Genomic DNA, 22,672 nt, shown 5'->3' on the forward strand with positions numbered 1-22,672 from the left:
TGTCAGAGAGCTTGACTGCTTTCCTTGTCCACCAACCATCCGACACCTCGTACGTTGCGTATGACAGACGCCCCCAGTTTCCTGCGGATGCCGTGAATCAAGACCTCCACCGCGTTGCTTTCGACCTGCTCCTGCCATGCATAAAGCTTGCGTTCCAGATCGACTCTCGACAACACGGTGCCGGGCTTCATCAGCAGCGCGCTCAGCAGCGAGAACTCACGGCTCGTGAGACGGCACTCGGTGTCGCCGTGCACGGCGAGATGCGTGGCCGAGTCCAGCGTGAGCAATCCGCTCGTCATTTTCGTATCGCCATGATCGCCGAGACGGCGGGTGACTGCACGAAGGCGCGCCAGCAGTTCGCCGATTTCGAACGGCTTGACGAGGTAATCGTCGGCGCCCGCGTCGAGGCCGGCAATTCTGTCCTCGACGCTGTCGCGCGCGGTAAGAATGATGACCGGCGCCTTGCTGCCTTTGGATCTCAGCGACTTCAGCACTTCGATACCGTCGCGTTTCGGCAGATTGAGGTCGAGCAATATCACATCATGCTCCCGGCCGAGCAGGGCGCCGGTCGCCGATTCGGCGTCCTGCACCCAGTCGGCCGCGTAGGCTGCGTCTTTCAATGCCTCGACGATGGCGTCGCCGATCATTTCGTCGTCTTCCACCAGCAGGATTCTCATGCTTGTCACCAGGGTCAATCAGCGTGCTAAGTCAAATCTAAGTCTTGCGAACTAGCATCCGAAGCGTTTTGTGGGGAGCGGAGGGACATCTTGAACCATTTCGCTTCGATAGTAGGTGGCAAAGCACGCTTTCGGCAACAGGCCGGGCGCGCCGCGGCACATTCCAGGGACCTTCAATGAACGCAATGCGCTCGCTCGTTCTTGCCGGCGTGATCGGCAGCGGCTGCATCGTCAGCCATCCGGCGCCAGCCGAAGAGGCTGTGACGATGCCGGCGGTGCAAAAACGGATCGTGGTCTCGGTATCGGCGCCGGCGCGAGTCCAGGCGGCGTCGAGTACGGTGTTGAGCGCCCCTACGGCTGGCATCGTTGCCGGCGTGCGCGTGCTTCCTGGCGAAGCGGTCAGCGCCGGGCAGGCGATCGCGCAACTGGGCGGCCCTACGGTAGCGGCCGAACGCGCGCGCCTTGCGTCCGACCTGAAGTCCGCACAAATCCGGGCATCCGCCGCGGACGAAGCCGCCGCCATCGAGCAACGGAAATTCGCCCAGCAACTCAGCACGCGCGACGCGCTCATCCGCGCTCACGCCGAACGCGATACCGCGCGCGAGCAGCTCGTCGCGGCGCAAGCCGCGCTCAGAAGCTACGCCGGCATGGCAACCATCGCGGCTCCCGGGCGAGGCGTGGTGACCGCGGTCAACGTCGCCGACGGTCAATACGTCAGTGCGGGCCAGGCGCTGCTGACGATGGCGCCCACGCGCGCGCTTCATGTGGTCGCGGATTTTTACGGTGGCGACGCCGCCGCGGTGAGCGCGGGCATGCAGGGAAGGTTTCTCGCCGAAGGCGCCGACGCACCTGTCGACGTGGTCGTGCTGCGCACCTCGTGGAACGTCGCCGCGCCCGGCCAATTGGAGGTCTGGTTCAATGCGGCGGCAGGTCATGTTCTGAGCGCGGGCGAGGTCGGCACGATTTCGTTGACGGTGTCCGGCGACAAACGGCTCGCCATTCCGTCCTCCGCGCTCGTGCTCGATGCCGGGCAATGGTGGGTGCTGGTGCGCGACAAGGGCGGCAGCAGCCGACGACAGGTCGTTCCGGGGCTCGCCGACGGAGGCTGGACCGCGATCATGCAGGGGCTCTCGCCCGGCGAGCGGGTCGTGACACAGGATGCCTATCTGCTGTTTCACGAGGACTTCGCGACACGCTATCAGCAAACCGATTGAGCGTTCCTGCCGGCCATAACATGTTCAAGGAAATCGTCAGAAGGCCACTGCTCTGGATGATGTTTTATGCGGCGCTGATTGCCTACGGCATCTATGCGCTCGTCAACATCCATGCCGAAGTCTTGCCGCAGTTCAACCTGCCGCAGGTGAGCATCGTCGCGCAACTTCCTGGCGCGACCACGCTGGACCTCGAGGGATTGATCGCGCGGCCCCTCGAAGCCGAACTGTCGTCCCTCCAGTCGTTGAGCGACATGCGCGCGCTAATGGGCCAGGGGTCGGTCAGGATCGATACGCGCTTTGCAGAAGGGACAACGCCCGCGAGCGCGTTGCAAGACGTCAACGGTGTGATCGGGCGTATCAACGGTTCGCTGCCGAAAGGCGCGAGCCTGACGACGGAGATCTCCGGCAATGCGATCAACGAGGTAGCGGACTACGCAATCAGGATTCCAGACGGAGTGGATCCTTCACACGTTCAGCGCCTCGTCGAGACGGATTTCGCGCCGCGTATCAGGGCGGTTCCGGGCGTGCAGCGTGTGTCGGTTGCCGGGCCCGGCGCGGATGCGATATGGGTGCGTCCCGACCTGGCGAAGCTGCAGCGCTTCAATGTCTCCGCGACCGCGCTCGCCGCGTCGCTCGATGCATCGACGGCGATGGTGCCGAGCGGATATGTCGAGCTCGGACATCAGGATGTGTTCATCGCCGGCAGAAATCTGCCGGTGAAGCCTTCCGACTACGCCCGCGTGCCGGTGGCGGCGTCTGGCGGGACCGTTCCGCTCGGCGCGATGGCGGACGTCGTGCGCTCCGCGCTGCCGTCCCACCACGCGCTCAAACTCGATAACAGAGCGACCGTCGCGCTCGTTGTATTCAAGCAGCCGGGCGCCTCGACGCTGCCGGTCGTCGATGAAGTCGACAAAACGCTGCGGGAACTCGAATCGCAGTTGCCCGGCGGCGCGCGCCTGGTGCGCATTTACAGCCAGGGGCACATCGTCGGCGTGGTCGCTACCGATCTGACGAGGAATCTTGCTATCGGTGCGGTACTGGCCATCGCGGTCCTGTTCTGGATGCTCGGCGCGAGCCGGGGAATCTGGGCGCTCGCCTTGAGCATTCCGCTTTCCCTTCTGCTGGGCATCGCGGGCCTGTATCTGCTGGGACAGACACTCAATCTGCTGACGTTCGGCGCTTTGTCCGTCGCCGTGGGCCTGCTCGCCGACGACGCCATCATCGTGCTGGAGAGCATCCATCACCGCTGGGAAGCCGGCGACGGCCGATGGGAAGGCGTTGCCCAAGGCTTGCGCGACATCGCCGGCCCCGACATTTCGGGGACCATGACCACGGTTGCGGTGTTTCTGCCGCTGGTGTTCGTGGGCGGCCTCGCGGGACTGTTCTTCGTGCCGTTTTCTCTGGCGATGACAGTGAGTCTGATCGCGTCGCTCCTCATTTCGCTGAGTCTGATTCCGCTGCTGCTGGGTTTCATTGGACCGCCTGTCGAACAGCGCGCGACGTCGGGTTCGCGTGCGGTTGCGTGGCTCAGGAACCAGAACCTGCGCCTGTTCGACTTTGCGCTGCGTCGTCCCCGCACCTCGTTATGGTCTTGCGTCGCGATCTTCGTTATCGCCGTGGCTGGGCTTGTGCTGGTGCCGGTCGATTTTCTGCCGCTGCCGAACGAGGCCGTATTGCTCGAAAGTTTCACGCTTCCGCCCGGCACCTCGCTGCGTGACGCCCGTGATGCAGCGGGCCGCATCACGCAGCGTCTGCTCGCACTCCAACCGGTGGCGCATGTGTTGACGCGCGTAGGCTCCGCGTCCGGAACGTCCTACACCGAGCCTGCCTACGCCGGCGAAATTCAGATCGCGCTAAAGCCCGAGGTGAACGCGAGCAGTCTCGACGAAATCGGCAAGCAGGTTCTCGACGCGTCGAAGATTCCCGCGGTGCTGAGCGTGATCGGTACACCGACGCTGGAGCGGGTGGGCGAAACGCTGTCGGGCTTACCGCAACCGTTCGTGATCGACGTCTATGGCGATTCGATCGATACCCTGCAATCGCTCTCCACAAAAATCACGCACCGGCTCGCGGGCGTATCGGATCTCTCGGGCGTCTTCAACAACGACGCCTATCCGGTGACGGAACTGCGAATCACGCCCAATCCAGACGGTCTTGCGCTGCACGGCATCACGCCCGCGCAGCTTTTTACTCAACTGCACATTCTGCTGGCCGGTCAGACAGTTGCGAGCGTCCCTGAAGGCAATGGTCATCTCGACGTGTTCATCAGACTGGCCGACCCGACGCATCTGTCCATCGAGCAGATCAATCGGATTCCTGTCATGGCAAGCGGCTGGGTCGCCTTGAGCGAGCTGGCCGACGTGCGTCTCGTGACCGGACCCAACCTGCTCAGGCATCTGAACGGCCTGCGCGCCGTGGAGATACTGGCGACGCCGACCGCACCGCTCGGGCAGGTCATGTCGGCCGCCAGGAAGGCGCTCGACACCCTTTCGTTGCCGCCGGGCTACGAAGTGAAATTCGGCGGTCTGTACCCGCAGCTCGAACATGCGGCGCTCAATGTCGGTGTCGCGATGATCGTCGCGTTCGCGCTCATGCTGGGCATCCTGACGCTGCAATTCGACGGATTGCTCGTGCCCGGCCTGCTCTTGCTGCAGATGCCGCTGGCATTTTCCGGAGGCGCGGCCGCGCTCGTATTGAGTGGTGTCGGTCTTAACGCGATCGGACTGATCGCCTTTCTCACGCTCGTGGGCGTGAGCCTGAACCATGGCATTGTGCTGCTGCAATGGATCAAACGAAACGAAGCCGAGGGACTCGCCGTCGTCGACGCTGTCCGCAAGGCAGTCGAGGTCCGCTTCCGGCCGATTCTGCTGACGGTGCTGACGGCGTCACTGGGGCTGGTTCCCACCGCTCTCGGCTTCGGCAAGGGAGCCGCGCCCGAGCAGGGGCTGGCCATCGTTACACTGGGCGGGCTGGTATGGAGCGGCTTGCTCAGCACCAACCTGTTGCCGGCCCTCTACGTGTACCGGCGCACAAAGCAACGTCCGACCGTACTATAGGGATTGCTGCAGGCTGTCGCCGCTTCGCGAGCCGCGACGTGTGTGCATCACGGGCTTCGTGCTGCATCGGCATGCGACAGAGCCGCCATTCAACCTGACATCCAGAATCCAGAGCCCGGAAAAATGCAGACTCGTTCCACGCCTCGCACCGCCACGCTTCGCCTGATCCCGCGCGGGATCTGGATGCTTGGCTTCGTCAGCCTCTTCATGGACATTTCGTCGGAAATGATTCATAGCCTGCTGCCGATGTTTCTTGTGACGACTCTGGGCGCGAGCGCCATGATGGTCGGCCTGATCGAAGGCGTCGCGGAAGCGACCACGCCGATCGTCAAGATTTTTTCCGGCGCGCTCAGCGACTATCTGGGTAACCGGAAATGGCTTGCGGTCATCGGCTATGGCATGGGTGCACTAAGCAAGCCGCTGTTCGCGCTCGCGCCGACTGCCGGCATCGTTCTTGGCGCGCGGGTCGCGGACCGGATCGGCAAGGGAGTGAGGGGCGCGCCGCGCGATGCCCTCGTCGCCGATATCACGCCGCCGCATCTGCGTGGCGCCGCGTACGGTTTGCGACAGGCGCTGGACACCGTCGGTGCGTTTCTCGGCCCGTTGCTAGCCGTCGGTTTGATGCTGCTGTGGGCGAACAACTTTCGCCTGGTGTTCTGGGTGGCCGTGATTCCGGGGCTCGCTGCGGTAGCGCTGCTGGTATTCGGCGTCAGGGAACCCGCACGTCAGGCGGACGTGAAGCGCGTCAACCCGCTGAAGTTCGACACGCTGAAGCAACTGAGCCGCTCATACTGGTGGGTGGTGTTCATCGGCGCGATGTTCACACTCGCGCGCTTCAGCGAGGCGTTTCTCGTGCTGCGCGCCATGCAAGGCGGCGTGCCGGTGGCGCTGGTGCCGCTCGTGATGGTGGCGATGAATCTCGTGTACTCGGCCTCGGCGTATCCGTTCGGAAAACTGGCTGACTCGATGAGCCATACCCGGCTGCTGGCCGCCGGCCTCATCGTGCTGATTGCGGCGGACGGGGTGCTGGCGCATGGCAACCAATGGCCGGTGGTGATACTCGGCGTGGCGCTTTGGGGACTCCATATGGGGTTGACCCAAGGCTTGTTCGCCACGATGGTCGCGCATGCCGCGCCGCCCGACCTGAAAGGCACCGCCTTCGGCTTCTTCAACCTGATGAGCGGGCTGGCCACGCTGGTGGCGAGCCTCGTTGCGGGCGGCTTGTGGGACCGCTTCGGCGCGGCGACCACCTTTTATGCGGGTGCGGTGTTTTGCGTGCTGACCTTATGTGCGTTGGCGATCGGTACGACGTGGAAGCGAAGTGCTGCTCGCTAGTATTGTTTGCCACGCGCTTGTTGCCACGCGTTATTTGCCACGACGTACCGCGAATCAATCATCGTCGTCGTGATGGTGATGTTCCCAGCCACGATGCCGGCCATGGTCGTGCCAGCGACGGTCATCGCGATATTCGTAACCGTAATACGCTGGCGCGGGCGCATAGACCACGGGCGGCTGCTCGTAAATCACGCGGGGCTGTTCGACATACACGGGTCCCGGCGCGCCAAGAAATACGCCGACGTCCACGTGAGCCAGAGCGGCGCTGGAGGCGCAAGCGGCACACAGGCCTGCTGCGAATAAAAGCGTGGCACGTTTCATGGTGTTGCTCCTGATCCGTTCGTTTCCGGCGGACGCCGACGATGACGGACGAACGGGATTGTAGGGTGGTTCGGGTCCAACAAGTACCGCACGTTTGTCACTTGTGTAACCACCAGTAACGGTGCGGATCGCGGCCCTGTAGCCGCGCGAAACAGCTGGCTTATTGCTGAGCGACGCTCACGAAGCCGTCAGCGAATCGCCGGATACGTGAACCCGTTCACCCACTTGCACGGGCGGTTGCGTTTCGTAGTTGAAGTTGCGATAGCTGCCGTCCTGCATGCGCACCTGCACCTGGTAGGTGGTCTGCTTGCGCACTGCATGCTCGATACCGTTACCGGCGAGACCCCCGCCCACGGCGCCCACAATGGTGGTGAGAATCTTGCCGCGTCCACCGCCTATCTGATTGCCGACCAGGCCGCCCGCGACGGCGCCCCCGAGCGCGCCGAGCCCTGTGGTCGGCTCAGGCGCCTGGACCGTGTTGATGGCGACGACTTCGCCCGCATAAGGGTCGGCGGCGACCGGCGTTGCCGGCGCTGCCTGGTACGGTGCCTGGTAGCCCTGATTATTTGCGTGACGCGGTGCTTCCGCGGCGGTCGTACTGTGCGTATGGTGGACGCGGGGCCGTGCCGGTGCTGCTTGCTGGACGGTTTGCTGAACTGGAGTCGATTGGGGCGGGGCCACCGGCGCGCTTGCGACTTGCGCCGAGACCCCCGTGGCCGGCTGCGCCGGCGCCGTGACGGCGTGCGAGGTCGGCAGAAGGCCGGTCATCGCCGCGATGCCCGTGGCGCTCGCAAGGATGACAGCGACTGCCGCGCCGGCGACCAAAGGATGAATACGGCTGCGCTGCGGATTGCTGGAAGTGAGGTTGGTGTTCATGGCGGACTCCACGGGTAGGTGCCTGCAATAACGCCGCAGCGGCGCAGGCGGTGTACGCCGGAAGCGTGCTGCTTTGTAAGCATTTGTACGACGTGCCGCCTGCTCTGCGTGGCCGCCTGGATTTCTCTGCCGGAGATCGCTACGATGTTGCAAGCGCTTGAATTGGGCAATTCGATGGCGGGACGGAGTGAACTATGAGAATCGTGATAACGGCTGTTTTGACTTCGGTGCTGATGATGGGGCTGGCGGGCGTGGCTTATGCCCAGTCGGCCCACCTTCGCGCCGATGGTATGAACGGCTTGCAGGCAGGTGCGGGCATGGGACTGGGAACAGGTTTGGGGCCGGGAGCGGCGGGTTCAGGTCCGACGCCCGGTGCGGGTACGGCGGCCGGCTCCCGTGCGATTGGCAGGCTCGGCAGCACTGGGTCGGGTCCGGTGCCCAACACCATGCGAGCGAATGGCACCAGCTTGAATATGAATCCGGATCCCCGGGCGCCGAACGTGACGGGGAAGGCGTTCCCACCGCGATAGGTTGAAGGCGTTGAGGGTGTAAACGTGAGCTCGCCCTGTCTGTGGGCGGTGTCGGTGTCGCCCGGAAGCCAGTGAACGAGGACCCTGTATAGAATGCGCGCAGACAGACCTCACATCCGGCTCAATATCAAGGAGATTGGCATGGCGCACGGCGAGCACAAGTACGAGGTATCGGTGCAGTGGACAGGCAATCGCGGTAGCGGCACGTCGGGATATCGTGAATACGGCCGGGATCATGTCATCGCTGCGGGGAGCAAGCCCGAGATCCCAGGATCATCTGACGCGGCATTTCTCGGTGACGCGAACCGGTGGAATCCGGAAGATCTGCTGGTCGCCTCGGCGTCCGCATGCCACAAGCTCTGGTATCTGCATCTTTGCTCGGACGCGGGCATCGTTGTTCTGAGCTATCGCGACACCGCTGAAGGCACGATGCTCGACAGCCCGCAGCAGGGCCGTTTTTCACAGATCGTTCTGCGCCCGCACGTCGTCATTCAGGCCGGCGGCGACCTCGAATTGGCCGAGCGTTTGCATCATGTAGCGCATGAAAAGTGCTATATCGCGAACTCGGTCAACTTTCCAATTTTGTGCGAGCCTGCCATCGAGACGGACGCGCGTTGACGGGCGGGCATTGCCCGCCGCTCGCCGGAATAACCGGGCGCGGACGGGCACAAATCGATTTAATGCAGCAACGTCATCTCATCACGAATACGATGCCGATCCACAGATCGGCTTTCTCGTACTTCATGAAACGCAGCGTGATGCGCTTATCCACGATATCGCTCTGCCGGAAAAACAGCTGCCATGGCGACGGTGGTGTCGACGATGCCGATGACGAGCAGCATCACCACGTCGCTCAGTTTCGAATTGGCAGGCCAGTTCGGAATCACCAAATCGCGCGCCATCTGGCCGACCGGCGGGTGAATCGACACCAGTACGGGAACCAGCAACAGGCTTAACCGGCATAGCACGACCGCGAAGCGCTCGAAACACCGGAAGTTGCCTGTGCTGACCGCGGCCATCGTCACCGCCGCGGCGATACAGACCCCCGTCACTTCCGACAAACCGAAGAAATCCAGCACGAACGTAATGCCGATGAACTCGGTCACGATGGTGTAAGTGCCGAAGGCGCCGGCATCGTTGTCGCCGACCATCACGATGAGGCCGGCCCCGAGGATGGCGAACAGCGTGCGGATACGGGCCCACCAGTTGTTGCGTGGTGCGGTGTCGTGGTGCGCGATGGTGCCGAGCGCGCCTTTAATGTCGACGAGATGGGCCTCGTCGAGCACGGCACTGCGTGCGTGTGCTGACAGCGAGCAATGACGAAACGAAGTACGAAAAGCGTGCTTTGACGCGATGCCAGGACGCTGCGAGCCAGTGCGGCTGGATGCTACGGCCGGAGGACGCTTTTGGACAAGCAGTCAATATGCAACTAACGGTCAAGTCCGGCTCGCGCCTCCGAATAACGCGACGCCCACCTCTGGGGAAACTGAAGGCGGTCGCCGCCCGCGTACTACACAGCAGCTAGCCAGTGAAGAGACCGGCTATGCCGCTCAACGATTGCCGTCAAGCAGATCGCCGAGCAAGTCGTCGAATGCGGCTTGTGCGTCTTCGAGTTCCTGCAACGCGGCGTCGAAGGTTTGCAGCGCGAACTGCGAAGGCTGGCCGCTGCCGGCCGGCGGGAATTGCGATTGCAGCGAGGTGAAGGCCGTCTGTACTCGCTTGGTGGCGGTTAAAACGCGCTCCATCGCGGCTGCTTCTTCGGCTCGCGCCTTGTCGTGATCCATGAAAACTCCGTGCTCGTCTGGTCGGCTCGCGCCGTATCAAATGGGGGACTATGCCACGTCCGCGTTCAGGTCAGCGGTAAGCCGCCGTTGGCCTTGATTTCCCGCAGCGACAACGCCGATTCCACCGAGGTCACGCCGGGCAGACCGCGCATCTCGTCGCGCATGAAAGTGCCGTAGTCGTCGAGATCGCGCGCGACCACCTGCAAGATGTAGTCAGCGCTGCCTGACACGTTGTGGCAGGCCAGAATTCGTGGGATCGCTTGCACTTCGCGTTCGAAGCGGGTCGCCACCGCGCGGTCGTGTACGGCGAAGCGTACGTAGACGAAGGCGACCACGCCGAGACCCAGTGCGGAACGCGAAAGCATTGCCCGGTACTGGTCGATATAGCCGTCGTTCTCAAGGCGCTTCAAACGGCGTGCGCAAGGTGTCTCGCTCAGGCCAACCATTTCGGCCAGCCGTGCGTTCGACATGCGGCCGTCGTTCTGCAGTGCGGCGAGGATCGCGCGGTCGGTTTTGTCGAGGTCGGTGGTCATGGCTTGGCCCCTTCATGGGCATGAGCGGAAAACATGAGTTTGGAGTTGAATATTAGCGTATTCCTCCAAAGATAGGGCAATGATCCCTGTAATTCGCCAGCAAACTCTCCGTCGACGATAGCAACATAGAGCCCTCAAAAACAAGAGGCTTCTATGATTTCCGCACACCTTCTTATCGTCTATATCGCTGCGTTGTTTGTGGTCTATGCCGTGCCTGGGCCCGATATGGCGCTAGTGCTGCAAACCAGTATCGGACGCGGCGTGCGCAGCGGCTTCGCCGCCGCCGGCGGCCTTGGAGTGGCGCGTGCCACGCACGTCACACTGTCGGCATGCGGCGTGGCGGCGCTGTTGCGCAGTGCGCCTTGGCTGTACGACGTGGTGCGTTACGGCGGCGCCGTTTATCTCGCGTGGGTCGGAATTCAGATCTTCCGCTCACCGGTGTTCGCGCTGCCCGAAGGCGGTGCGGTGGGTACCGAGTCGCGGCCGTTGCGGGCTGCTTTCGTCAAGGGCTTGCTGACGAATCTGCTGAATCCGAAGGCGCTGCTGTTCTGTTCGGTGCTATTGCCGCAGTTCGTGCGCCCGGAAGCGGGGCCGGTCGCGTTGCAGATGGTCGAACTGGGGCTGGTGCTGCTGGCCGTCGGCGTATGTTTCGACGCCACGTATGCGATCGGCGCCGCGCGCATCGCCAACTGGATGCGGGCTCATCCGCTTGCGCAAACATTGCAGCGTTGGACGTTCTCGGCGGCCCTGATCGGCTTTGCGCTGCGGCTCTCGCTGGACTGATGTGCTGCGCGATGTTTGCATGTGCATGCCCGCGCGCAAAGTGATTGTGTTAATAAAGCCGATAGACGACAGCCGCGCACAAAGCCGCGGCCTCACAACCACTCGTTTCGCTCTGTCGATGAAAATTTTTCTTCTTTATGCCGTGACCGCCATTGCCGAGATTGTCGGTTGCTATTTGCCGTGGCGTTGGCTGAAGGAAGGGGGCTCCATCTGGCTACTGGTGCCCGGCGCGCTCAGCCTCGCATTGTTCGCCTGGCTGCTGACCCTGCACGGCACCGCCGCAGGCCGCGTGTATGCGGCCTACGGTGGTGTGTACGTGGCGGTGGCGATCGCGTGGCTATGGTGCGTCGACAAAGTGCGCCCCACCTTGTGGGATGTGGCCGGCGTTGCATTCACGCTGGCCGGCATGGCGATCATTGCGTTCCAGCCGCGCGTTTGAGGTCGCTCATACGCGGTTCAAAACGTGGCTCGTGCAGCGCCAACGCAGCTCGCAAACAAAAGCAGACGCCGCCTCTTACTTGATGCCGCCCAGATAGTCGAGCTTGCCGAGTTCCACGCCGTTGTGACGCAGAATGTCGTACGCCGTGGTGACGTGAAAATAGAAGTTCGGCAACACGAAACCGAGCAGATACGACAGCCCCGTGAACTCGATCGGGCCAGTGCGCATTTTCAGCGTGATCGCACGTTCTTCCGATCCGTCGATCTGTTGCGCATTGAATTCCTTCAGATAATCAATCGTCTTTTGAAGGCGGGCGTGGAGTTCGTCGAAGGTCTGTTCGACGTCGTCGAACTTCGGCGCTTCGACGCCGGCCAAGCGCGCGGCGCAGCCCTTCGCCGTGTCGCTCACGATATACACCTGGCGCACCAGCGGCAGCATGTCAGGGGCGAGCCGGGCGTTCGTGAACACGGACGGGTCGATCTGTTTCTCGGCAGCATGCGCCTCGGCTTTGCCGAGGATGGTTTGCAGATTGGTCAGACCGCGCACCAGCACGGGCAGTGATGCTTGATACATCGAAATGGACATGGGGTTCCTCTGATTCTTCGATCGTGCGCGCGGCGGCGCGCGAGGCACTGCAACGGCTGGATTGCCGCTGCAGCATCATAGCGCGAGCGCCGCACGATGCGCATTGATCCAACCCGGTGTTAGCCATTCGGACAACTGCCGCGCGCGCCGGAACTGTGTTCGAATGCATGGGTCGGACGGTTGGGCGAAGTCCTTGAAACGTTAATCCGCCGCCGGTCGCGAGGCGGTGAAGTTGTGCAGGCGCGTGCCGTGCTTCGGTCCATCTTGCGGCCCGCGCCGTCACGCTAACAGGAGAGTCGACACCATGGTCAACAGACAAACGCTGCCGGGAAGCGAGCGAACGGTAGAACTCGGTTCGAAAGTCATTGGGCAATGCGATCCCGCGGAACGGATCGAGGTTTTCGTGATGCTGCGCCGCCAGCAGCAGGCGCGCTTCGACGCACTCATGAGTAAGATCGAAGCGGGCGACCCGAGCGTCAAACCCCTGTCGCGCGAGGCGTTTGCCAACGACTACGGCGCCGCGCCGGACGACATCGCGAAGGTCAAAGCCTTTGCCGCTGCGCATGGCTTGACGGTGATGCGGGAAGATCCGGCAGCGCGCTCGGTATTACTGAGTGGCACGATCGCGCAGTTCCAGACCGCGTTCGGGGTCAAGCTGGAGCATTACCAGCATCATGTGGCGGGCCAGTTCCGCGGCCGCACCGGCACGATCAGCGTGCCGGACGATCTGCACGGGGTGGTGGAGGCAGTGCTGGGACTCGATAACCGGCCCCAGGCGCGGCCGCACTTTCGCATCCGGCCGCCGTTCCAGCCGGCGAGAGCGCATCAGGTTTCCTTTACGCCACCGCAACTCGCGTCCTTGTATCAGTTTCCTCAAGGCGACGGTAGCGGCGAGTGCGTCGGCATCATCGAACTTGGCGGTGGGTATAACGCCTCCGACCTCAAAAGCTATTTTGCGAGCCTTGGCGTCGCCTCGCCGACCGTCACGCCGGTCGGCGTCGATCAGGGCAGCAATCAGCCGAGCGGCGACCCGAACGGGCCCGACGGCGAAGTCACGCTCGACATCGAAATCGTCGGTGCGATTGCGCCTGGCGCGACGATCGCGGTGTACTTCACGCAGAACAGCGATGCCGGTTTCATCGACGCGGTGAGCCGCGCGGTGCACGACAGGACCAACAAGCCCTCCGTGATTTCGATCAGTTGGGGCGGCGCGGAGTCGAACTGGACCAGTCAATCGCTCCAAGCGTTCAACAGTGTGCTGCAAACGGCGGCGGCGCTCGGCGTGACTGTCTGCGCGGCGTCGGGCGACACCGGCTCGAGCGACGGTTCCGGTGGCGGCGATCAGGTCGACTTTCCGGCGTCCAGCCCTTATGTGCTGGCGTGCGGCGGCACGAGTGTGAGCGCGTCGGGCACATCGATTTCGCATGAGGTGGTGTGGAACGACGGCGCGCAAGGTGGCGCGAGCGGCGGTGGCGTGAGCCGGGCCTTTCCAGTGCCCGTGTGGCAACAGGGCCTATCCGCCACCGCAACGAGCGGCGGCAAGACGGCACTCGGGGGACGCGGGGTGCCGGACGTGGCCGGCGACGCTTCGCCTGCTACTGGCTATAGCGTTTTGATCGACGGCACGCAGACGGTAGTTGGCGGCACCAGTGCCGTCGCGCCGCTGTGGGCGGCGCTGATTGCGCGGATCAATGCGGCGAAGGGGCAGCCGGCCGGTTTTATCAACCCCAAGTTGTACAAGGCACCGGGCGCGTGCAACGACATCACGCAAGGCAACAACGGCAGCTTCGCCGCGTCGGCGGGTTGGGACGCGTGCACGGGACTCGGCAGTCCCAATGGTCAGAAGGTGGCGGCGGCACTATAGTCTGCAACACGACACACAAGACGTTAACGAAACCATGGAGCGATCATGACAACCACTGAGTCAGCTTCCGTTAGTCCGCAGTCGTCGCATAAAGCCGGAGACCAGCCGTTCTTCGATCCGGTTGCTTATGGCAACGGGCCGGACGATTCGGTCACCGATACTGTTGAAACAGCCGCGATTACGCACCATTCGATCACGATCGGCGCACACAAGATCAACTACACGGCAACGGCGGGTCACCTCGTGATTGTCGACCCGAGCAGCTCGCAGCCCGAAGCCAGGATGTTCTACGTTGCATTCCTGCAGGACAACCAGAAGGAGGAAACGCGCCCGGTTACTTTCTTCTACAACGGCGGCCCGGGCTCCTCTTCGGTGTTCGTGCTGCTGGGCTCGTTCGCGCCGCGCCGCATCAAGACGTCGATGCCGGGCTTTACGCCGCCCGCGCCATACGCGATGGAAGACAACCCGGACAGCCTGCTCGACAAAAGCGATCTCGTCTTCATCAACCCGGTCGGCACGGGCTATTCGGCGGCGATTGCGCCGAAGAAGAACCGCGACTTCTGGGGTGTCGACCAGGACGCGGACTCGATCAAGCAGTTCATCAAGCGCTTTCTGACTAAGAATAATCGCTGGAATTCGCCGAAGTACCTGTTCGGCGAGTCGTATGGCACGGCGCGCAGCTGCGTGCTGGCGTACCGGCTGCATGAAGACGGCGTCGATCTGAACGGCATCACGCTGCAATCGTCGATCCTCGACTACACCCAATCCGGCAATCCCGTTGGCGCGTTGCCCACGGCCGCCGCAGACGCGTGGTACCACAAGAAACTCGGCATCGCGCCGCGGCCGACCGATCTCGGCGCGTTCGCCGAAGAAGTCGCGCAATTCGCGCGCACCGATTATCTGGCGGCACTGCGCAAGTTTCCGACAACGGATGCCGCCACGGTCGAGAAGCTCAGCGAATACACCGGCATCGACAAAACCTCTTTGCTCGCCTGGAGTCTCGATATCGCGTCGTACGACAGCCGCGGTAATTCGCTGTTTTTGACCACCTTGCTGAAGTCGCAAGGGCTCGCGCTCGGCGAATATGACGGTCGGGTGACCGCAATCGATACCGGCATCGCCGGCAAGATCGACCCGAATTCCGGCGGCAACGATCCGACCATGACAGCGGTCACCGGCGTCTATACGACGATGTGGAACGTGTATTTGAACGAGCAGTTGAAATACACCTCGAATTCGTCGTTCACCGACCTCAACGATCAGGCATTCAAGTATTGGGACTTCGGCCACATCGACCCGACCGGCGCGCAGAAGGGGCTCGATGCGAAGGGCAACATCATTCTGTACACCGCGGGCGACCTTGCCGCCGTGATGGCGCTCAATCCCGACCTGAAGGTGCTGTCGGCGAACGGCTTCTACGACTGGGTCACGCCGTTCTACCAGACCGTACTCGATCTGCAGCAAATGCCGCTTCTCAGCCAGCAGGTCCGACAGAATCTGTCGGCGCGCTTTTATCCGTCGGGGCATATGGTCTATCTCGACGGCGGCTCGCGTACGGCGCTCAAAGCGGATCTTGCCCAGATGTATGACGCGGCGGTGTCCAACACCCCGGCGCTCGGCCGTATCCGCGCCTTGCAGGCACGCGTGTCGAAGTAGCGGTTGGGCGAGCCATGGGGAGCGGTGCGCGGCCGGTGGCCTCATCCTTGTCCTATGGGCCGGCGCAGTCTTGCAAAGTGCTCTCGTGCACGCCAGGACGGCGCCGGCGGTCCTCGCGAGCAGTTCCGGGCATGTCTTTACGCCCATGTGCAGGCGTGCCTTTTTCACGCAGGGATATTGAATGTGTTTTAATTGGTCTGCGAATTGAACTATTGTGCGCCGCTGCCGGCGCGCCGAAGAATGAACGCAGGCATTGCAGACAGGTGTCGCACCATCCATTGCAGCGACACAACCAGCAGGACATATCAGGCGATTCCGCCGGCGCTCCGGCGCCGGTGCGACGTAGCGCGTCCCCACCGCAAGACGCGCTTTGCGCTCCTGTTGGGCTTCGCCTTGGTGCTCGGCTTACGCATCGGCGAAGCCCGCGCTCAGGGTGGATCAATGCTCGACGAGCGTGTGACACAGCAATCGGTAGGCGAAACGATTTGCCGCCCCGGCTATGCGGACACCGTCGCACCGCCCTTCGATCAACTGATGGCGCATAAGGACCGGATGCTCGCCGCACGCGGTATCGATGCCGACAACGGTCCCGCATTCGCGCTGGACAGGCGCGTGCCCATCGTACTCGGTGGCTCGCCGGACGCGCCTTCCAATCTCGATCTTTTGCCGTGGGCAGGCCCGCAGGGCGAGCGCCGCAAGGCGCGCGCTGCGGTCATGCTCAAGCGCTGCGTCTGCGAGGGCAAGTTGAGCCTGGCGGAAGCGCAAGCCGCGATCATCGGCAATTGGTCGGTGGTCCATTCGGGCTTCCAGACGTCTTGCGACGTGAGCCGGCTCGATGTTGCGACCGGTGGCGAAAACGGGCGAAGCGACGCTCCGGATAGCGCGCCATGAGAGCGCCTGTCGTCGTCTGCGTTGCCTTCGTCGTTCATTCTCGCGTGTTCAGCCGTGCCGCTCGCAGCGCGCTGTCCCTACTTATTCTCGGAGAATCAGCATGACCCATTCACGCCTTGCCGCACTGGCGCTCACTTTCGGCTGTGTGTTCGGCAGCGCTGCCGCGCTTGCCGCCGAACCCGTGCGTTGCAGCAGCGCCGACTCGTTGCAGATTCGCGGCGATGTACCCGCGGCAATCAGTTTTGACGTGTACCGGCAACTGCGGCCGTTGAACGCGCAACGCGTTGCGTTGTTTCAGGCCGCCGGTGAGGTAAAGCGCCTGCCCGACGGTCTGGCGGTGTGTGAAATCGCCGACGACGGCGTCGACGATCCGTCAGCCGTGCTGGTTAAGGTGCCGCATGGCACGAATACGTGGTGGGTGAGCGCGGCTGACGTGCAAGCGGCGGACTGATCCTGGCGATCAGGCCCCGTTGGCGTGCGTCCCCCGCGGGACGCCTGTGGCGGTGCGCGTCGCGGTCCGGTTTTTGCGTACAGCGTCCATGACTGGTGCGTGTGCCGGCCTGCCCCGCTGAATGAACAGGTGCTTTGCTACTTTTACTGCGGCTTATTCAGGTACAGTGCATTAACGGAAGTTGTTAAGTCGTTTTCTTGACACTGTGTCGCATCGCTTTTGTGGTCGATTGTGACTATCCTGAAACAGGAAGAAATTCGAAGGGGAGATTTAAATGGTTGCCTTCTATCTGTCATTGGCCGCTTTGGGTGTCGCGGGTGCTGCATTGATCCGCGAACTCGCGGCCGCGCAGGCGAAACAGCGTGCCGCGCTGCGCCCCGTGCGCGTCCGTGCCGCGGATCGCGGCACGCGCCGAGGGTAGGCGGCATGAATCTGATCGTGCGCAATATCGCGGAATCGTGCAGCGAGCAGGAAGTGCGGGAGTTTCTTGAGCGCGAGCTTGGACATTACGCGAAAAACATCGACGTGGTCGACGCCGGCAAACCCAGCGCCTACGCCACGGTCGAACTGGCTGCGGATGTCCCGTATGTGGGCGACGTGATTGCACGGCAGATTCAAGGCAAACAATTGGGCGGCTTGGCGCTCGAGGCGAGCGCCGATCTGTTCAGCGAGGGCGAACCGCCACCTGCTCACTGAGCCGATCGCTACCGCATTGCCCGAGTGCGGTGGTTGGGAAGAACGCGCCGCGCCTCGCGCATTCATGACGCGTATTCTTCCCGCGTGCCGGGTCGTTACATTCCTTCTCTCATTTCCCGCCAGCCGTCACCGGCCAATCGAACGGCGTGTATGGCAAAGCCCGCTTGTGCTGCGTGACATCATAGAAGCGCAGGATTGTCTTCCGCGCCGCGTCGCTCACAGGTTTGCCTTCCAGAAAGTCGTCGATATCGTTGTAGGGAACGCCGTAGGCGTCTTCGTCCGGTCTTTGTGGACGCAACATTTCGAGGTCTGCGGTCGGCACTTTGTGCGCCAGTGCTTCGGGCGCGCCCAAGGCCTTGGACAGCGCACGCACACGTCGCTTGTTCAGGCCGGCGAGCGGCAGCACATCCGCACCGCCATCGCCGAACTTCGTGAAAAATCCCATGACGGATTCGGCCGCGTGGTCCGTGCCGATCACCACGCCGGTCCGCGCACTGGCTACCGCGTATTGCGCAATCATTCGCTGCCGCGCCTTGATATTGCCGTGCACGAAATCCTGTTGTGAATCGTCGTTAAACCGCACGCCGCTGTCATGCAGCGCGGCGAGCATTGCATCGGCGGCGGCTTTGATGTCGATGGTGAGGTTTTCGTCCGCGCGAATGAAACGCAAGGCCTGCTGCGCATCGGCTTCGTCTTTTTGCACGCCGTAGGGCAAACGTATTGCGACGAAGCGCGCCTCGTAATGGCCGGTACGCAGCCGTTCGACTGCGAGTTGCGCAAGTCGTCCGGCGGTAGTCGAATCGACACCACCGCTGATGCCGAGCACATAGGTTTTCAGGCCGTTGCTACGCAGATAGCTTGCCAGGAAATCGACCCGGCGCTCGATTTCCTGTGCGGCGTCGAACTCGACGCCGACATGCATTTCCGCCGCGATGCTTGCCTGGCGTGCGGCTGGGTCTCGCTGAGTCATGTTCCTCTTTCTCCGTGTTCGGTGGCGCCGGTGTCAACCATGAACGCTCGCGCGGTCTGCACGGAACCGACCTCCGAGCGGGGCGAGTCCGCGGGCATGATGTGATGCATCAGTCTCGCGGTTATATCGCCCCTATTTGGATTTAAATCGGCTTTGCAGCATTTTTAAATCGCCGCGCAGATCGTCAATTATTGCAGGTCATTTCAGCGATATGGGTGAATTGACCGATTCTTCATCGACAGATCGCAATGTGCTTAGTAACATCCTCGTTCCGAGCGCCGCATGAGCCGGCGAGCAGTCAATAATAATCAGGTTTGCTCAAACACGCGATGAACTACCCCAATCGGCCTGGCCAGCCTGCACCGGAGCGCATGACTTCCGCATCGGTAGAGCGTCAGCACAAAGTGTCGGGTTTACTCTCTGCGCCGCGTTCCACGCGCGCAGCTCGTTCATTTCGCTATCTGGCGTGCGTGTTGGGCGCCGCCTGTTGCGCGTTGTCATGCAGCGTTGCGATGGCGGCGTCGGCAGCCCTATCGGCGAACCGTCCGGCACCTCCTGTTGACGCGTCGGCCGTTGCGGCGCCCGATGCAGCCGGCGTGGTCGACCCGCGTCGCGCGTTCATTCTGCGCGGTGTATTCGCGCACGACGTGACGCGTCGGCTGAAAGTGCCGGCTGCAGAGCAGCACGCTTATGCCGACCGCCTGCAAACGGTGCTCGGTGAGCACATGCTGGGTAATCTGTCGGGTGAGTATGTCGTGGTGGTCGACCGCAACGCCAACGTGCAAGCGCTGTTCATCTATTTTCGCGCGACGCCGTCCGATACCTGGAAGATGATCGGCGCGTCGCCGGTTTCGACTGGGCGGCCGGGTGAGTATGACCACTTCATCACGCCGCTCGGCGTGTTCGAACATACCCCGTCCAATATGGACTTTCGCTCCGAAGGCACGTTGAACGAGAACCGCATCCGCGGCTACGGCAAGCGCGACATGCGAATCTTCGACCTCGGCTGGGCGCAGGGTGAGCGCGGCTGGGGCAAAGGCGGCATGTCGCAGATGCGTTTTCAGATGCACGCCACCGACCCGGACCGGCTCGAACCGCTGCTCGGCATTCGCCATTCGAAGGGCTGCGTGCGGATTCCCGCGTCGCTCAATGTGTTTCTCGACCATTACGGCATTCTCGACGCCGAATATGCAGCGCTGGTCGAGTCCGGCAAATCGCTGTGGGTGTTGAAAAGCGATCGCCAGGTGACACCGTGGGCGGGGCGCTACATCGCCGTGGTGGATTCGGAGCGCAAGAGCCGCCCGGCGTGGGCGCCTGCACCCGGCGGCAAGGCGCGCGCAAGAGTGCCGGCGGGCGCGGATACGGCGGATTGACCGGCGGCATGTGATCGGCGCGCGCCGCTCACGACCGCGCGAGCAGCACGCCGACCAGCGCCACGGCAAATCCAGCGATCTGCACCGGCAGCAGCGTTTCGCCGAAGCCGAAATAGCCTTCGAGCGCGGCGAGCGGCGGGGCGAGAAACATCAGCGCGGTGGCGCGGGCCGCATCGCCGCGCCTCACCATCCACACCAGCAAGGTGACGCTGATTCCGGACAGCATGACGATGCCCCACGCCAGCGACCCCCACAAAGTGGCCGATGCAATCCAGCGGTGTTCGCCGAGCGCCAGCGCAAGAATCGCTGCGACGACCGCTGCGCCCAAATTTTGCACGGCGCTCGCGCTGCGAATATCCGCCTTCGCGAGCGAGGTCTTCTGAAATAGCGTCCCAGCGGTGATCGCGCCAATTGCGGCGATCGAGATGAGTACGACCAGCCACGGCGGCGCGTTGCCATGTGGAATCGGCGGCGCAGCCGCGGCGAGCTTCGGTTCGAGAACCAGCGCGACGCCCGCGAGGCCGAGCGCCATACCTGCCCAGCCACGCCGCGAAAGCCGCTCGCCGAACAGCGGGGCCGCGACGGCGGCGGTCGCGAGCGGTTGCAGGGCGCCGAGCAAGGCCATCACGCCGGCGCTCAAGCCCTGTGCGACGGCCCAGTAGCCGGCGCCGAGATAGACGCCTTGCAGTAGCGCGCCGGCCAGCAGATGCTTGCCGAGATCGCGGCCGGTCGGCCATGCGGCGCGCGTGGCCAAAGCGGCGATCGCGAATATCAGTGCCGTGCCGCCGAAGCGCGCGAGCAGAAACAGATTGGGATCGGCAAACGGCGTGATTGCCCGGGCGACCACGAAACCGGTCGACCATAACACGACGAAGACGGCGGCGATCAGGGAAGCGAGCATTGGAAACGGTGGCGTGAAAAGCCGCCATCTTGCCGAGACACACGAAGCGCGTCTTGTTCGAAGCTGCAATCGCCGACGCGTGCTCAACGGCTCGTTGCGTGAGCCGCGCCTCGCCTCGCCACTTCCGCGGCCTCGTCGGGTTCACCCCATCGGCCGCATCACCACATCAGAAGCACGGTCCCCGCGCCAAGCACGCCACCGCACACCGCACATGCCCACAGCAGCACACACGTACGCCGGTATTCGCGGCCGATATCCTGAATCAGTTGCGCATTCTGCTGCGGCGTGCGGGCGCGATCGTGCTCATGCTGCAGGTAGCGTACGGCCAGTTGCGGCACGCGTGGCAGCATATGCGCGAGATGCGGCAACTCGCGTGAAATGCGCTTGATCCAACCGCGATGATCAGTGTCGCGCCGCGCAATCCCCAACAGCACGCTGCGCGTGATAGTCCATGTATCGACGCCCGGATGCAACGCGCGCGCCAGCATTTCCGCCTGCTGGAACGAGCGCTGCGCGGTAGCGAGACGAGCGGGCACGGCGCCGTCGAAGGGATGAACGGCGTGCAGCAGATGATGAAATAGCGAACCCGCCGACCTATCTTCCGGCTCGGCTGAGAAATGCGCTTCGGCGCGCGTGCGCAACTCGGCTTCGAGCATCTCCGCGCGCGTGTCGTGTGGCACGTGCCCGGCATCGCGATGCAGTTCGGCAAGCCGGCCGTAGTCCTGGTCGAATAGAGCGGTCGCGCCGTGCACGAAGAATTCTCGCTCGCCGGTCGAGAGGCTCGACATGATCGAAAACTCCGCCAGCACGAGCCGCCCCAACGTGTCCGGCTCGACGCTCACGCGCACGCGGCGCGCGTCGAGGGTGGCGTGAAAGAAGCCATGCTCGAAAGCCTGTTCGGTCACGACCTCGACGATATGCGCGGCCAGCGGCGCGAGTTTGATGTGATGCGCGTGCAGACCGGGCAGATCACTGGCCGGCAGGGTGCTGATGCGTTGCATCGTCAGCGTGCGGTTCGTGCACAGGTCCCAGATCACGTCCGGCACGACGATGCGCGCGTCGCCGTCGAAATGATGGCCGGTCTGGCTCAGATTGGCGGCTTCGGCGCGCAGATCGAAGCGGCGCAGGATGTCGTCGGTAAATGATTGAGCCAATTCGCGTAGTTTCAGCTGACGCGCGCGGCCGGAGAATTTTTCCAGCCAGCGCGCGACCCAGCGCAACAGCGCGAGTTCGTCGCCGATCTGTTGCAGCTGATCGGCGCGCACCAGTTTGATGGCCACCTCGTGATGGCCGTTGACCGGCGCGAGAAGGCGCGCCAGATGCGTCTGTTCGGCAAAGCCGCCGCGCACCGGCACCAGATCGACCGCGCTGAAAATCGTGGCTAGCGGCCGGCCGAATGCGCGCGACAGGGCCTGTTCGGATGCATGAGGCGGCAGCGGGGCCTCAAGGTGATCGATAGCGTCGATGGCGTCGTGCAAGGTGCCGGCGGCCAACTCGGGACGCGTGGCCAGCGTCTGCGCGAAGCGGCTCGCGAGCGGCCCGAGCACCGGCAGCATGCCATGCAGGCCCTCGGCGCTGCGACCGGACGCATGCACACGGCCGATCAGCTCGATCATCCAGTGCAGTTTGTGATCGGGCGGGGCGGCAAGCCAGATCAGGCGTGCGCCGTAACGCATCGCGTGGAACAGCAGCAGTAAACGGCGAAACAGTGGCGGCATCGGCAGTTCGGTTGACGGA

The 22,672-nt window shown here is 63.2% G+C and carries 23 protein-coding genes and 1 pseudogene; 14 read left to right on the forward strand and 10 right to left on the reverse strand.

What is annotated here, in order from left to right; all coding sequences use genetic code 11:
* Positions 1 to 2 precede the first annotated feature (2 nt).
* Entirely contained in the window at positions 3 to 677 is a 675-nt protein-coding gene (locus tag ACAX43_RS31400) for a response regulator (protein WP_370712229.1), read from the reverse strand.
* Positions 678 to 853: 176 nt separating this feature from the next.
* Between ACAX43_RS31400 and ACAX43_RS31405 the strand changes: the two genes are divergently transcribed.
* The 3 genes from ACAX43_RS31405 (at position 854) to ACAX43_RS31415 (ending at position 6,282) form a co-directional block, all read left to right on the forward strand.
* The gene (locus ACAX43_RS31405; protein WP_370712230.1) at positions 854 to 1,891 is read left to right on the forward strand and encodes an efflux RND transporter periplasmic adaptor subunit; all 1,038 of its coding nucleotides are present in this window, start codon (positions 854 to 856) and stop codon (positions 1,889 to 1,891) included.
* Positions 1,888 to 4,947, forward strand: a complete 3,060-nt coding sequence (locus tag ACAX43_RS31410) for an efflux RND transporter permease subunit (RefSeq protein ID WP_370712231.1) — start codon at positions 1,888 to 1,890, stop codon at positions 4,945 to 4,947. The genes ACAX43_RS31405 and ACAX43_RS31410 overlap by 4 nt, the downstream gene beginning before the upstream one ends.
* 123 nt (positions 4,948 to 5,070) lie before the next feature.
* Positions 5,071 to 6,282, forward strand: coding sequence for an MFS transporter (locus ACAX43_RS31415; RefSeq protein WP_370712232.1), 1,212 nt, complete (start codon positions 5,071 to 5,073; stop codon positions 6,280 to 6,282).
* A gap of 54 nt (positions 6,283 to 6,336) precedes the next feature.
* Here ACAX43_RS31415 and ACAX43_RS31420 read toward each other — a convergent pair whose 3' ends face one another.
* Both ACAX43_RS31420 and ACAX43_RS31425 read right to left on the reverse strand, forming a co-directional pair.
* Positions 6,337 to 6,603 carry a hypothetical protein gene (locus ACAX43_RS31420; protein WP_370712233.1) on the reverse strand — a complete coding sequence of 89 codons (267 nt, stop codon included), beginning with the start codon at positions 6,601 to 6,603 and terminating at the stop codon, positions 6,337 to 6,339.
* A 177-nt stretch (positions 6,604 to 6,780) separates the two neighbouring features.
* Complete coding sequence (locus ACAX43_RS31425) at positions 6,781 to 7,479, reverse strand: glycine zipper 2TM domain-containing protein (RefSeq protein WP_370712234.1); 699 nt, start codon at positions 7,477 to 7,479, stop codon at positions 6,781 to 6,783.
* Between the two features lie 194 nt (positions 7,480 to 7,673).
* Between ACAX43_RS31425 and ACAX43_RS31430 the strand changes: the two genes are divergently transcribed.
* On the forward strand, positions 7,674 to 8,009 hold the full coding sequence (locus ACAX43_RS31430) for a hypothetical protein (protein ID WP_370712235.1): 336 nt from the start codon (positions 7,674 to 7,676) through the stop codon (positions 8,007 to 8,009).
* A gap of 141 nt (positions 8,010 to 8,150) precedes the next feature.
* Complete coding sequence (locus ACAX43_RS31435) at positions 8,151 to 8,627, forward strand: OsmC family protein (RefSeq protein ID WP_370712236.1); 477 nt, start codon at positions 8,151 to 8,153, stop codon at positions 8,625 to 8,627.
* Between the two features lie 79 nt (positions 8,628 to 8,706).
* Here the strand turns inward: ACAX43_RS31435 and ACAX43_RS31440 are convergent.
* The 3 genes and pseudogenes from ACAX43_RS31440 to ACAX43_RS31450 form a co-directional block, all read right to left on the reverse strand.
* A pseudogene (locus ACAX43_RS31440) lies at positions 8,707 to 9,319 on the reverse strand (divalent metal cation transporter); the annotation flags it as partial.
* Between the two features lie 240 nt (positions 9,320 to 9,559).
* Positions 9,560 to 9,793: a hypothetical protein gene (locus tag ACAX43_RS31445; RefSeq protein WP_370712237.1), complete on the reverse strand. Its 234-nt coding sequence runs from the start codon at positions 9,791 to 9,793 to the stop codon at positions 9,560 to 9,562.
* Between the two features lie 65 nt (positions 9,794 to 9,858).
* Complete coding sequence (locus ACAX43_RS31450) at positions 9,859 to 10,326, reverse strand: Lrp/AsnC family transcriptional regulator (RefSeq protein ID WP_370712238.1); 468 nt, start codon at positions 10,324 to 10,326, stop codon at positions 9,859 to 9,861.
* Between the two features lie 153 nt (positions 10,327 to 10,479).
* On the opposite strand from ACAX43_RS31450, the gene ACAX43_RS31455 reads away from it, so the two are divergent.
* Positions 10,480 to 11,109, forward strand: a complete 630-nt coding sequence (locus ACAX43_RS31455) for a LysE family translocator (RefSeq protein ID WP_370712239.1) — start codon at positions 10,480 to 10,482, stop codon at positions 11,107 to 11,109.
* A gap of 118 nt (positions 11,110 to 11,227) precedes the next feature.
* The gene (locus tag ACAX43_RS31460; RefSeq protein ID WP_370712264.1) at positions 11,228 to 11,548 is read left to right on the forward strand and encodes a YnfA family protein; all 321 of its coding nucleotides are present in this window, start codon (positions 11,228 to 11,230) and stop codon (positions 11,546 to 11,548) included.
* 75 nt (positions 11,549 to 11,623) lie between these two features.
* On the opposite strand, the gene ACAX43_RS31465 is transcribed toward ACAX43_RS31460, so the two are convergent.
* Entirely contained in the window at positions 11,624 to 12,133 is a 510-nt protein-coding gene (locus tag ACAX43_RS31465; protein ID WP_370712240.1) for a DUF1993 family protein, read from the reverse strand.
* 304 nt (positions 12,134 to 12,437) lie between these two features.
* Here ACAX43_RS31465 and ACAX43_RS31470 point away from each other — a divergent pair, with 304 nt between their 5' ends.
* The 6 genes from ACAX43_RS31470 to ACAX43_RS31495 all read left to right on the forward strand — a co-directional run bounded on the left by ACAX43_RS31470 (position 12,438) and on the right by ACAX43_RS31495 (position 17,691).
* Positions 12,438 to 13,997, forward strand: a complete 1,560-nt coding sequence (locus ACAX43_RS31470; protein WP_370712241.1) for a protease pro-enzyme activation domain-containing protein — start codon at positions 12,438 to 12,440, stop codon at positions 13,995 to 13,997.
* Positions 13,998 to 14,042: 45 nt separating this feature from the next.
* Entirely contained in the window at positions 14,043 to 15,653 is a 1,611-nt protein-coding gene (locus ACAX43_RS31475; protein ID WP_370712242.1) for a S10 family peptidase, read from the forward strand.
* 240 nt (positions 15,654 to 15,893) lie between these two features.
* Entirely contained in the window at positions 15,894 to 16,544 is a 651-nt protein-coding gene (locus ACAX43_RS31480) for a hypothetical protein (RefSeq protein ID WP_370712243.1), read from the forward strand.
* A gap of 100 nt (positions 16,545 to 16,644) precedes the next feature.
* Positions 16,645 to 16,995: a hypothetical protein gene (locus tag ACAX43_RS31485; protein WP_370712244.1), complete on the forward strand. Its 351-nt coding sequence runs from the start codon at positions 16,645 to 16,647 to the stop codon at positions 16,993 to 16,995.
* A 274-nt stretch (positions 16,996 to 17,269) separates the two neighbouring features.
* A complete protein-coding gene (locus ACAX43_RS31490) occupies positions 17,270 to 17,416 on the forward strand; it encodes a hypothetical protein (protein ID WP_370712245.1) in 147 nt (48 codons plus the stop codon).
* A gap of 5 nt (positions 17,417 to 17,421) precedes the next feature.
* Positions 17,422 to 17,691, forward strand: a complete 270-nt coding sequence (locus tag ACAX43_RS31495; RefSeq protein ID WP_370712246.1) for an RNA-binding protein — start codon at positions 17,422 to 17,424, stop codon at positions 17,689 to 17,691.
* 109 nt (positions 17,692 to 17,800) lie between these two features.
* Here the strand turns inward: ACAX43_RS31495 and nadE are convergent, their stop codons facing one another.
* Positions 17,801 to 18,661 carry an ammonia-dependent NAD(+) synthetase gene (nadE, locus tag ACAX43_RS31500; RefSeq protein WP_370712247.1) on the reverse strand — a complete coding sequence of 287 codons (861 nt, stop codon included), beginning with the start codon at positions 18,659 to 18,661 and terminating at the stop codon, positions 17,801 to 17,803.
* Between the two features lie 512 nt (positions 18,662 to 19,173).
* Between nadE and ACAX43_RS31505 the strand changes: the two genes are divergently transcribed.
* Positions 19,174 to 20,034 (forward strand): L,D-transpeptidase, encoded by an 861-nt coding sequence (locus ACAX43_RS31505; RefSeq protein ID WP_370712248.1) that lies wholly within the window; start codon positions 19,174 to 19,176, stop codon positions 20,032 to 20,034.
* A 28-nt stretch (positions 20,035 to 20,062) separates the two neighbouring features.
* On the opposite strand, the gene ACAX43_RS31510 is transcribed toward ACAX43_RS31505, so the two are convergent.
* Together ACAX43_RS31510 and ACAX43_RS31515 are read right to left on the reverse strand one after the other, a co-directional pair.
* Positions 20,063 to 20,935 (reverse strand): DMT family transporter, encoded by an 873-nt coding sequence (locus ACAX43_RS31510; protein ID WP_370712249.1) that lies wholly within the window; start codon positions 20,933 to 20,935, stop codon positions 20,063 to 20,065.
* A gap of 158 nt (positions 20,936 to 21,093) precedes the next feature.
* Positions 21,094 to 22,653: an ABC1 kinase family protein gene (locus tag ACAX43_RS31515; protein WP_370712265.1), complete on the reverse strand. Its 1,560-nt coding sequence runs from the start codon at positions 22,651 to 22,653 to the stop codon at positions 21,094 to 21,096.
* Positions 22,654 to 22,672: the final 19 nt, after the last annotated feature.

Origin of the sequence: Paraburkholderia sp. IW21, from assembly GCF_041321145.1 — a bacterium.
In the GTDB taxonomy this organism is placed as follows: Bacteria; Pseudomonadota; Gammaproteobacteria; order Burkholderiales; family Burkholderiaceae; genus Paraburkholderia.